This window comes from Ruegeria sp. BHSB172 (genome assembly GCF_059613165.1).
The window spans coordinates 56,558-68,185 of record NZ_JBXWRZ010000007.1 but is presented as its reverse complement, the minus strand read 5'-3'; the positions used below and the strand labels follow the sequence as shown (position 1 = coordinate 68,185).

General features: G+C 61.4%; 10 protein-coding genes. 7 read left to right on the top strand and 3 right to left on the bottom strand.

The annotated features are described in order from the left end of the window. Positions 1 to 8: 8 nt before the first annotated feature. The 6 genes from AC2FM3_RS05895 (at position 9) to grxD (ending at position 7,801) form a co-directional block, all read left to right on the top strand. Positions 9 to 917 (top strand): LysR family transcriptional regulator, encoded by a 909-nt coding sequence (locus AC2FM3_RS05895; protein ID WP_496679870.1) that lies wholly within the window; start codon positions 9 to 11, stop codon positions 915 to 917. Positions 918 to 1,178: 261 nt separating this feature from the next. Then, positions 1,179 to 3,452: a mechanosensitive ion channel domain-containing protein gene (locus AC2FM3_RS05890; protein WP_496679867.1), complete on the top strand. Its 2,274-nt coding sequence runs from the start codon at positions 1,179 to 1,181 to the stop codon at positions 3,450 to 3,452. A gap of 8 nt (positions 3,453 to 3,460) precedes the next feature. Then, the gene (locus tag AC2FM3_RS05885; protein ID WP_496679865.1) at positions 3,461 to 4,612 is read left to right on the top strand and encodes a BamA/TamA family outer membrane protein; all 1,152 of its coding nucleotides are present in this window, start codon (positions 3,461 to 3,463) and stop codon (positions 4,610 to 4,612) included. 88 nt (positions 4,613 to 4,700) lie between these two features. Beyond that, positions 4,701 to 6,860 carry a phosphoribosylformylglycinamidine synthase subunit PurL gene (gene purL / locus AC2FM3_RS05880; RefSeq protein ID WP_496679862.1) on the top strand — a complete coding sequence of 720 codons (2,160 nt, stop codon included), beginning with the start codon at positions 4,701 to 4,703 and terminating at the stop codon, positions 6,858 to 6,860. Between the two features lie 139 nt (positions 6,861 to 6,999). Beyond that, entirely contained in the window at positions 7,000 to 7,236 is a 237-nt protein-coding gene (locus AC2FM3_RS05875) for a BolA/IbaG family iron-sulfur metabolism protein (RefSeq protein WP_149775191.1), read from the top strand. A gap of 202 nt (positions 7,237 to 7,438) precedes the next feature. Further along, on the top strand, positions 7,439 to 7,801 hold the full coding sequence (gene grxD / locus AC2FM3_RS05870; RefSeq protein WP_496679859.1) for a Grx4 family monothiol glutaredoxin: 363 nt from the start codon (positions 7,439 to 7,441) through the stop codon (positions 7,799 to 7,801). A 9-nt stretch (positions 7,802 to 7,810) separates the two neighbouring features. Here the strand turns inward: grxD and AC2FM3_RS05865 are convergent, their stop codons facing one another. The 3 genes from AC2FM3_RS05865 to AC2FM3_RS05855 are packed head-to-tail and all read right to left on the bottom strand — an operon-like array spanning position 7,811 to position 9,338. Further along, a complete protein-coding gene (locus AC2FM3_RS05865) occupies positions 7,811 to 8,125 on the bottom strand; it encodes an MliC family protein (protein WP_496679856.1) in 315 nt (104 codons plus the stop codon). Between the two features lie 29 nt (positions 8,126 to 8,154). Further along, a complete protein-coding gene (locus tag AC2FM3_RS05860) occupies positions 8,155 to 8,550 on the bottom strand; it encodes a cell division protein ZapA (protein ID WP_496679855.1) in 396 nt (131 codons plus the stop codon). Next, positions 8,550 to 9,338 (bottom strand): hypothetical protein, encoded by a 789-nt coding sequence (locus tag AC2FM3_RS05855; protein WP_496679853.1) that lies wholly within the window; start codon positions 9,336 to 9,338, stop codon positions 8,550 to 8,552. The genes AC2FM3_RS05860 and AC2FM3_RS05855 overlap by 1 nt, the downstream gene beginning before the upstream one ends. A gap of 235 nt (positions 9,339 to 9,573) precedes the next feature. Between AC2FM3_RS05855 and tkt the strand changes: the two genes are divergently transcribed. Further along, positions 9,574 to 11,595, top strand: coding sequence for a transketolase (tkt, locus tag AC2FM3_RS05850; RefSeq protein ID WP_496679851.1), 2,022 nt, complete (start codon positions 9,574 to 9,576; stop codon positions 11,593 to 11,595). Positions 11,596 to 11,628 lie beyond the last annotated feature (33 nt).

Below are 11,628 nucleotides of genomic sequence, written 5' to 3'. Positions count from 1 at the left end.
TTGCGACGATGAATTGGGACAAGCTCAGAATCTTTCACGCGGTGGCGGATGCCGGCAGCCTCACGCATGCCGGCGACAAGCTGAACCTGTCCCAATCCGCCGTCAGCCGCCAGATTCGTGCCTTGGAAGAGGCGTTGGGCGCCACGCTGTTTCATCGCCACGCGCGCGGCCTGATTCTGACCGAACAGGGCGAGCTTCTGTTCGATGCCACCACCGCCATGTCCAAGCGGCTGGAAACTGCCGCCGCCCGCATCCGCGACAGCGAAGAAGAGGTGTTTGGCGTCCTGCGCGTCACCACCACATTCGGCTTCGGCACGCTGTGGCTCGCCCCACGCCTGCCGAAACTGTACGAACAATACCCCGATCTCAACATCGATTTGATGCTGGAAGAGCGCGTCCTCGACCTGCCCATGCGCGAGGCCGATGTCGCGATCCGCATGAAGGAACCCAGCCAGGCCGATCTGGTGCGCAAACGCCTGATGACCGTTCGGATGATGCTCTATGCAACGCCTGAATACCTCGAGATGCACGGCGGAGCGCCACAAACGCTGGAAGACATTTCCAAGCACCGTCTGATTTGCCAGACACCCTCGGCCCCGCAAGTTGGCGTCGGAGCCACGATGGTCAGCCATCTTATGACGTATGAGCCCAGCTCGTTGCTGACCGTAAACAACTATTTCGGCGTCCTTCAAGGTGTGCTGAACAACCTTGGCATTGGTGTTTTGCCTGACTACGTAACCGAAGATTTTCCCAACTTGGTTCCAATTCTGTCGGATATCGAAACCGCCGAGGTGCCTGTCTATCTGGCGTATCCCGAGGAACTACGTCACTCGAAACGGGTCGCGGCTTTCCGCGACTTCGTGCAGGAGGAGATCATCGCGCACCGCAAGCATCTGAAAGAGCTGGGAAAGCTTTAGCCATGCACGAATCGCATAGCGGCCATGAGGGTTCACGTGCAAAAAATTCTTGATCGTTCACAAACTGATCCCTAAATGACCACGCGAAGGCGATGATGCTGAAACGCTCATCATCTTCATACCTCCCTGTTGGACTACGGCCGAGCTTAGTGCTCGGCCTTTTTTTTTCATCAACACCGCATCCGGTCGCGTTTTGTTTGTAAAATGCGCTCTGCGCTGCCTATGATCGCGAAAAACAATCATTTTGTGATCGAGGGAATAATGGCAACACATTTCTTGCGTATTCTGATGGCGGCGGTTTCGGCCCTCATGCTGACCCTACCCGCAGCGGCCCAAGAGACCGGCAGTTCCGCCGCCCCGGTGTCGATTCCCGAAGATCTGACTCCCGAACAAGTCGATGACTTGGTCGCCCGCATGTCCGACGACCAGGTGCGCGCCATCCTGCTGGAACGGTTGGACGCGGTCGCAAGGCAGCAAGCCGAACAGCAGAGCACAAAGCGCGGCCTGATTCAGACCATTTCGGACTCAGCCAGCCAGATGGCGGCATCATGGATGGACGTGATCCGCAAGGTCCCGGTTCTGATATCGGCCCAGGTCGAGGCCTTCTCCAATTTTGGCAACAAATTCGGCGCAAACGGCCTCATGACCCTGTTCGGGTTCACCTTTCTGGCGCTTGCGATCGGGTATGCGGCTGAAAAGCTGTTCGGCCTGTGGACCCGCCGCTGGATCCGGCTGATCCCCGAAGACGCGTCCTCGGACCTCAAGGGCGCAGTGCTTTACCTGTTCAAACGCTTCTGCGGCGAGTTTTTGGGCCTGCTGGTCTTTTACTACACGCTGGTTTTCGTTGGCCGCCGATTTCTGGACGATGCGCAAATCGAACAGGCGGGGCCCTTCGTGTTCTATCTGATCTGGTTCCCGCGGCTGGGGGCGGCGATCTCGCGGTTCATCCTTGCCCCACAGCAGCCCCGGCTGCGGCTGGTCAGTATCGACGACAAATGGGCCAAGTACCTGCATCGCAACCTGATCGGTCTATTTCTGCTGATCGGCTTCACCATGTTCATCCTGGATTTCAACATGATGAACGGCGTGCAGCCGGGCGAGTCGCGGCTGGGGTTCTGGCTGAACACCTCGATCCACATCTACATCGCCGTAATGGCCTGGACGGCCCGCGAAGGGCTGACCGAAATGATGCGCGGCTCGGACCCAGATCGCACACAGTTCGACGAAGAGGTGGCGCGTTACTACCCCTATTTCGCCATTGCCGTTTCCATCGGCACCTGGCTGCTGGTCGAATTCCTCGCCGCGCAACGCGACCCTCGGGTTTTCGCCCTGCTGGCAGGGGGCGCGCATTACGTCACCATGTTCTGGCTGCTGATCGCGCCGGCGCTCGATACCTTCATCCGCGGACTGACCCGCCATCTGTTGCCGCCTATGATCGGTGACGGGCCGGTCGCCGAACGCGCCTACCGGGCAACCAAGCGCAGCTATATCCGCATCGGGCGCGTTCTGGCCGGCGTTTTGGTCGTCCTGATGATCGCCAACGCATGGGATCTGGACCTGCAGGAAATCGCGGGCGGAGATTCTGAAACGGGCAGCAAGCTGGTTCAGTTCTTCATCATCATCGCGGTCGGCTACATCCTGAACGAGGTGGTCTCGCTCTGGATCAACCGCCGCCTGGCCAAGGAGCAGACAGCCTCGGAGCAGAGCCCCGACGAGGAAGCCGGCGAAGGCGGCGGTGCCGGCGGCTCGCGCCTGGCCACGGTTCTGCCTTTGCTGCGCGTGACAGCTCAGGTCGCGATCTCGGTGATCTTCGCCCTGCTGGCGCTGGGCGCGCTGGGCCTGGACATCACGCCGCTTCTGGCCGGTGCCGGCATTTTGGGCCTGGCCATCGGTTTTGGCGCGCAGAAACTGGTCTCGGACATCGTGGGCGGCATCTTCTTTCTGATCGACGATGCTTTCCGAGTCGGTGAATATGTCGACGTGGGCGGTACTACCGGCACGGTCGAAAAGATCTCGATCCGCTCGATGCAACTGCGCCACCATCGCGGCCCGGTGCACACCATTCCCTATGGCGAGATCCAGAAGCTGACCAACTACAGCCGCGACTGGGTCATCATGAAGCTGAAGTTCACCGTGCCCTTCGACACCGATCCGAACAAGGTAAAGAAGATTTTCAAGAAGATCGGTGCCGAGATGATGGAGGACCCGGTCCACAAGGACGGTTTCCTGCAGCCCTTCAAATCGCAGGGCGTGTTCGATTTCGACGATGTCGGCATGATCATCCGCGGCAAGTTCATGGCCAAGCCAGGCAAGCAGTTCACCCTGCGCAAAGAGATCTTCAACCGGGTGAAGGCCGCCTTCAACGAAAACGGCATCGAGTTCGCCCGCCGCGAGGTCCGCGTTGCGATCCCGGGCCTGGAGGAGACGGAACATCTTTCAGATGAACAGAAAGCGGCCATCAGTGCGGCTGCCGGTGAAATCGCAACTCAGCAGGCCGAACAACAGGCCGAGCAGCAACAGCAGGGAAAGAAATAGGACGCGGTGTGCCCAAGCGCAAAGACAGTGGTGTCCGCGTGTTGCGATCGCTAGTCAGGCCGCTTCTCGCAAGCGCAGGCGTCGCCTTGGCAAGTGCAGCGGCGGCGCAGGACGCCAATAGTGTCCTCGAAAAGAACCTCGGAGTTCTGGACGACTACACCGAAGACGAAATCGTCGGATTTCAGCGAGGATCGATCGTCGTCGCCCCGATTCCTTTTTCGAACCCTACAATCGGTTCCGGCCTCATTCTGGGCGCTGGGTATCTTTTCCAGATGGACGAAGGATCCAACCCTTCGGTGATAGGTGCCGGTGGATTGCGCTCCGGCAATGGCAGCATGGCCGCAGCCGGTGCATTCAAACTCAATATGGACAACAACCGTTGGATCATCGAGGCACTCTACGGGACAGCAGACGTCCAATACGACCTTTTCACCGGGGTTGGTGTGATCCCCATCCGTCAGGACGGTTTTCTGGGCAGGCTCGGGCTGTCCTATGGGGTAACGCCTGACCTGTCCTTCGGCGTGACCTTCCGGTATCTCGACACGACCATCACCCCCGCCTTTGCGGGACTGCCGCCGATCCCACCTCCCTTCGACCAGTTTCTGAATGTCGAGGTTGGGAATTTGGGCCTGGTGTCCGACTGGGATACACGGGATGACACGATTTACCCGACCAGCGGCCAAGTCCTGCATTTCGAAGCATCACAGGGCTACGGGCTCAGCGGGCAGGTGCAGGATTATTCCAAGTCCTACCTCAACTACACGTTTTACCTGAGCCCCTGGGCCGACGGTGTCATCGCCAGCCGGCTATCTGTCTGCGCCGCTTCGTCCGAAACACCGTTCTTCGATCAATGCGGCATCGGAACGGTGGATGCCTTCCGAGGGTTTTCGGCAACCCAGCTTCTCGATCTGCGCTCGGCTTCTCTGCAGGTCGAGCTTCGCCAACGGGTGGGCCAGCGCATCGGCCTCATCGCCTTTGCTGGCGTGGGACAAACCGGCCAGAGTTTCAGCGATCTGAGCGACAACGGCACCAATTCGGCCTACGGGATCGGCGCGCGTTACCGGGTTTCCAAGAAATTTCCGCTCGATTTCTCGATAGATGTAAGCCGCAACGACCAGCAGGAGGACAACCTCTACATCTATGTCGGACAGCGGTTCTGACACGGCTGCGCGTTCTTGGCCCTTTCCCCCGGCGCGCCCTTGCCCTAAAAGGCGCGCAATATCGGCCAGCTTGGGGACAGGACAGACAATGCAAGAGCCCGCCATCACACCGGAACTGATTGCCGCGCACGGGTTGAAGCCCGAAGAATACGACATGATCCTCGAGATTATCGGGCGCGAGCCGACCTTTACCGAGCTGGGGATTTTCTCGGCCATGTGGAACGAGCACTGTTCCTACAAGTCCTCGAAGAAATGGCTACGCACCCTCCCTACCTCGGGCCCCCAGGTGATCTGCGGCCCGGGTGAAAACGCCGGTGTGGTTGATATCGGCGACGGGCAGGCCGTGGTCTTCAAGATGGAAAGCCACAACCACCCCTCGTACATCGAACCTTATCAGGGCGCGGCAACCGGCGTGGGCGGCATCCTGCGCGACGTGTTCACCATGGGCGCACGGCCCATCGCGGCGATGAACGCGCTGTCCTTCGGTGAACCTGACCACACCAAGACCCGCCAGCTGGTCAACGGCGTGGTGGAAGGCATCGGTGGCTACGGCAACTGTTTCGGCGTACCGACCGTAGGCGGCGAGGTGCGGTTCCACCAGGCCTATAACGGCAACTGCCTCGTGAACGCCTTTGCCGCCGGGCTGGCCGATGCCGACAAGATCTTCTACTCGGCCGCGTCGGGCGTGGGCATGCCCGTTGTCTATCTGGGCGCCAAAACCGGCCGCGACGGCGTGGGCGGCGCCACGATGGCCTCGGCCGAATTTGACGACACGATCGAGGAAAAGCGCCCGACCGTGCAGGTCGGTGACCCCTTCACCGAAAAACGCCTGATGGAGGCGACGCTGGAACTGATGCAGACCGGCGCCGTGATTTCGATTCAGGACATGGGCGCGGCTGGCCTGACCTGTTCCGCGGTGGAAATGGGCGACAAGGGCAAGCTGGGCATCAAGCTCGACCTCGACCGCGTGCCCCAGCGCGAAGAGAACATGACCGCCTACGAGATGATGCTGTCCGAGTCCCAGGAACGCATGCTGATGGTGCTGAAGCCCGAGCTCGAGGCCGAGGCTCGGGCCGTATTCGAGAAATGGGACCTAGATTTTGCCATCGTTGGCGAAACAATCGCCGAGGACCGCTTCCTGATTATGCACGGAAACGAGGTCAAAGCCGACCTGCCGCTTTCGCCGCTGTCGGGCCGTGCGCCGGAATACGACCGTCCATGGGTTCCGACCCCTGTCGCCGAAGAGATGGCCGAAGTGCCGCAGATCGACCCGATTGACGGGTTGCGCGCACTCATCTCCTCGCCCAACTACGCGGCCAAACAGTGGGTCTATGAGCAATACGACACCATGGTCATGGCCGATACCGCCCGAACCCCTGGCCTGGGCGCAGGCATGGTGCGCGTGCATGGCACCGACAAGGTGCTGGCCTTCACCTCGGACGTGACCCCTCGATACGTGCGCACCAACCCCGAGGAAGGCGGCAAGCAGGCAGTGGCCGAAGCCTATCGCAACCTGACTGCCGTGGGTGCCAAGCCGCTGGCCACCACCGACAACCTGAATTTCGGCAACCCTGAAAAGCCCGAGATCATGGGCCAGTTCGTTGGCGCCATCAAAGGCATCGGCGCGGCCTGTTCGGCGCTCGACATGCCGATCGTTTCGGGCAACGTGTCGCTGTACAACGAAACCGATGGCCAGGCTATTCTGCCCACGCCGACCATCGGTGCAGTCGGCCTTTTGGAGCACGCCGACGAGATCATCGGCACCGAGGTTCGCGAAGGGCATGTGGCGCTGGTGATCGGTGAAACCAAGGGGCATCTTGGCCAATCCGCCCTACTGGCCGTAGTCTTCAACCGCGAAGACGGCGACGCCCCGCATGTGGATCTGGACGCCGAGAAACGCAACGGAGATTTCATCCGCGCCAACCGTCACCTGATCAAGGCCTGCACCGACCTCAGCGACGGCGGGCTGGCGCTTGCCGCTTTCGAACTGGCCGAAGGGTCCGGCGTCGGCGTGCATCTTGAGGACGCTTCGACAGAATTCCTGTTTGGAGAGGATCAGGGCCGGTACCTTGTGGCCTGCAATTTCGATCAGGCCGAAGCTCTGATGATCGCCGCAGGCCAGGCCGGTGTGCCCATCACCAGCGTCGGCCGCTTTACCGGCGAGACCGTGCGCATCGGCTCGTCCGAGGCCACTCTGGCCGAGTTGTCGACGATCTATCGCACCAGCTTTGCCGAGGCCGTAGCCTGAGCCTCGTTCACACCCTTTACGCACCGAACCCTGCGCCTGCCGAACTGGCGCAGGGTGCTTGTTTCGCCTTTGCCCGCGCCCCCTTGCACGGGCTTTGGCATCGCTCTACATCTTGGGAAAGACCTTCAGGAGAACCTACATGCCGATGAGCGCTCATGAAATCGAAACCCTGCTGCGCGAGGCCTTTCCGAACGCGGACATCAAGGTCGGGGGAAGTGACGGCGTGCACATGTCCGCGATGGTCGTGGACGAGAGCTTTCGCGGCAAGAACCGGGTGCAGCAGCAGCGCGCCGTCTATGCGGCGCTTAAGGGCAAGATGGATGGCCCTGACGGAGAACTTCACGCGCTGGCCCTGACCACGCGCGCACCGGAGTAACCCGGAGCAAACGCAACAAGACCCGTCGACTGGTCTGATGCAAAAAGTATCGAGAAACCTTCCCGGGAATCGGGCGAAATGACGAAAGCCAATGAACCGAACCGGGAGCCCGTCAAGAACCTGAAAGCCGACAAACGGTGGAGCGACCACCACGTAAAATGACTGCCCGCCGCCGCGGCGGGCCCAGCCTAGGAAACGCGAAATGACCGACGTGAAGACCCAGATCGATGAAACCGTCAAGAACAACGACGTGGTGCTGTACATGAAAGGCACCAAGGAGATGCCGCAATGCGGATTCTCCTCGCGCGTGGCAGGCGTTTTGAACTACATGGGCGTGGATTACATCGATGTGAACGTTCTGGCCGACGAGAACATTCGTCAGGGCATCAAGGACTATTCAGACTGGCCGACCGTTCCGCAGCTGTATGTCAAAGGCGAATTCGTCGGCGGCTGTGATATCGTCACCGAGATGACCCTTTCGGGCGAGTTGGACACCCTTTTCGATGAAAACGGCGTGGCTTACAACAAGGAAGCCGCCGACAAGATCCGCGAAGCCAACGCCTGAGCCTGCGGCTTAGCGGCTTGTACAGCCCTTCAGAACATCGGTTTCGCTGCCGGCCCCGGCTGCGGCGAAACTGATAACCGCATCCCAGCCTTTGGACCGCAGAACATAGGTCCCCTGCCCGCCGACAGACTCGTATCGGATACCCGATCCACTCGGAACCTGCCGCAATGCGATCAACTGACCGTCCACTACCATGGCTGCTGCCCCGTCACCCTCGGGCGGGTTGAAATACGTGACCGCAAGTTCGATCCCACCTTCGCAGGTGAAGGTGACCGGCAAGATGTCGATCTGAGCCTGCGCCATGGACGCGCACAGTGTAGCCATACCGGCCAAAACAGTCAGACGGCCCATTTTCATTTCCCTGACTTCTCTGCAACCATTTCCGCCAGTGACTCGGCACGCGCCGCCAACTCGGCAAGCGTGTCCGTCACCGAGGGCGGCACAACGGCCACTTCGACCCGCTCGGGTTCGGGCGGCGGTGCGTTGCGCAGACTGTCCAGTTCCGCCTGCGCCTCGGCCAGTTGCGCCTCCAGCGCCTTGATCCTGTCATCGGACGCCGCAGCCTTGTCGGCCAGCATCAGCCCCGCCATCAACAGCATGCGGGATTCCGGCATGCGTCCGATCTGGTCGGTCAAAACCTGCGCTTCGTCATCCAGCAGCTTGGCTGCGGCATGCAGGAACGGCTCTTCCCCGTCCCGGCACGACACTTCGAAACCGCGCCCGCCGATATGAATGGTCACTTCCGGCATTACTCCACCTCTCCTTCGGCAAGGTTGGCATGGGTCAGCAGCGGCTCGAGCCGGGCCAGAATCGCGTGGGCCTCGGCCGCATCCGTGGCCCGCGCGGCGCGGATTGCTTCAAGCTCGGCCTCGGTCGCGCGGTTCAGCAGCTCGGCATCGGGCAACCCGTCCGCGACTGCCTTGCGCAGCTCTTCCACGGTTTCCTGCAACTGCGCGTTGGCCTTGCGCAGACGCTGAAGATCGTCATCGAGGCGCGACATCGCCGCGCCGTGGCTCACCCGCTCGGCGCGCAGCATCTCGAGCTCGGCGTTCAGCTCGGCCACACGTTCGCCGTCGGCCAATTCCGCCTTGAGCCGGGCGATCTCGCTCCGCATCACCTCGCCCTTTTCTTCTGATGGCTTCAAGCGCTCGACCTCGGCGCGTAGCTGGGCAAGTTCCTCGCTGTCATCCGGGCGGGTACGCAGGCTCTCGATCTCGGATTTCAACGCCGCCAGTTCATCCTGGTTTTCCAGCGCGGCCTTGGCCTCGGCCAGTTCGGCCCGCGCGGCTTCGACCGCCGTAAGCTGGGACTTGGCCTCGCCCAGTTGCCCGCGCAAGGCGTCGATTTCCTGCTCATAGCGCTCCTTGACGGACTTCAGGCGTTCCTCCAACTGCGCGTTGGCCAGACGCTCTTCGTCCAGCGCGACCCGCAATTTGCCGTCGCCGCCATCCCCTCCGGCCTGCATCGCCTCGATCCCGGCACCGATCCGGTCCATCGCGGCGGTGATGCGTCTGTGAAGGTCTTCGATCTGACTCATTGCTCCTGTTGCCCTTTTGCCAAGGTTCGCTCTCTTCTTACGCCGGCCGAATCAAGCCGTCCCGATCTCATTCATAGTCTAGCGGAATGTGCGCCAAAATACCCAGTGTTTGCTTTCAAACACTTGGACAACACAGTTCAACCGCGCCCCCGGCGCCACGGCCGGTTCCGCTTGCACTTTGAGGGGTGAATGGTATTCAGCGCGCAATCTGCCCGTAACCCAAAGGAAAACATCCGTGGACCTGACAGCGCTGCGCAATGCCAACCCTGAACACTGGGCCAAGGCTGCGGCCATCCGCACCCTGACCCTCGATGCCGTCGCGGCCGCCAATTCCGGCCATTCGGGAATGCCCATGGGCATGGCCGATGTCGCGACCGTTCTGTTTGAAAAGCATCTGAAATTCGACGCATCCGCCCCCAAATGGCCCGACCGCGACCGGTTCATCCTGTCGGCCGGCCACGGCTCGATGCTGATCTATTCGCTGCTGTATCTGACGGGCTACGAACAAGTCACGCTGGACGAGATCAAGAACTTCCGCCAGTTGGGCGCCAAGACGGCCGGCCACCCGGAAAACTTCCTTTTAGACGGCGTTGAAACCACCACCGGCCCGCTTGGGCAAGGGATCGCCAATGCCGTGGGCTTCGCCATGGCCGAAGAGATCCAGCGCGCGCATTACGGCAAGAAGGTCGTCGATCACTATACCTATGTGATCGCCGGGGACGGCTGTCTGATGGAAGGCGTCAGCCAGGAGGCGATCACCCTGGCCGGTCGGCACGAGCTAAGCAAGCTGATCGTGTTCTGGGACAACAACAATATCACCATCGACGGCACCGTGGACATCGCCGACCGCACCGACCAGGTGCGCCGGTTTGCGGCCTCGGGCTGGAATGTAATCGAGATCGACGGTCACGATCCCGAGGCCATTGACGCGGCCATCACCGAGGCGAAGGCGTCGAAAAAGCCGTCGATGATCGCCTGCAAGACCCATATCGCCTTGGGCCATGCCGCGCAGGACACCTCGAAAGGTCACGGTGCTCTGACCGATGCCGAACAGCTGAAAGCCGCAAAAGAGGCCTATGGCTGGCCCTACGGTCCGTTCGAAATCCCGGCCGAGGTCAAAGCGGCCTGGGAAGCGATCGGTGCTCGCGGCGCTGCGGACCGCGCGGCCTGGGAAGAGCGTTTCGCCCAACTGTCCGAGCGCAAGCAGGCCGAGTTCAACCGTGCCTATGCGTTCGAGGTACCGAAGAAGCTGGCCGGCGCGATCCGCGCACTGAAAAAGCAGATCTCTGAAGACCAGCCCAAGCTGGCCACCCGCGCCTCGTCGGAAAAGGTGCTGAACGTCGTGAACCCGATCATGACCGAGACGGTTGGCGGCTCGGCGGACCTGACCGGGTCGAACAACACCAAATCGGCCGATATGGGCGTGTTCCTGCCGGAAAACCGCAAGGGCCGCTATATCCACTACGGCATCCGTGAACACGGCATGGCCGCGGCGATGAACGGCATGGCGCTGCATGGTGGCATCCGCCCCTATGGCGGCACATTCATGGCCTTCACCGACTATGCGCGTCCGTCGATGCGCCTGGCCGCGTTGATGAAGATCCCCAGCGTTTTCGTGATGACCCATGACTCGATCGGTCTGGGCGAAGACGGCCCGACACACCAGCCGGTCGAGCATCTGGCGATCTCGCGCGCGACGCCGAACACCTATGTGTTCCGCCCCGCCGACACCGTCGAGACTGCCGAGGCCTGGGAACTGGCGCTGACCTTCAAAGACAGCCCCTCGGTTCTGTCGCTGACCCGCCAGGGCGTGCCGACCGTGCGCACCCAGCACAAGGCCAAGAACCTGACCGCCCAGGGCGCCTATGTTCTGGCCGAGGCCGAGGGCAAGCGTCAGGCGATCCTGATCGCCACCGGGTCCGAGGTGTCGCTGGCCATGGAGGCAAAAGCGATGCTCGAGGCCGAAGGGATCGGTACCCGGGTCGTTTCGATGCCCTGCATGGAGCTGTTCGCCGAGCAGGACGAAGCCTATCGCAAGAAGGTCCTGCCTGCCGGGCCCGTCCGCGTCGGCATAGAGGCCGCCGTCCGTGCCGGCGGCTGGGACCGCTGGCTGCTAGGCGAGCGTGGCCGCGAGGCCAAGGCCGGTTTCATCGGTATGTCGGGCTTTGGCGCGTCTGCTCCCGCCGGCGAGCTGTACAAGCATTTCGGCATCACCGCCGAGGCAACGGTTGCAAAGGTCAAGGAATTGCTGGGCTGATCCAGCCGAACCAAGCATTCAAGGGGCGGCCAT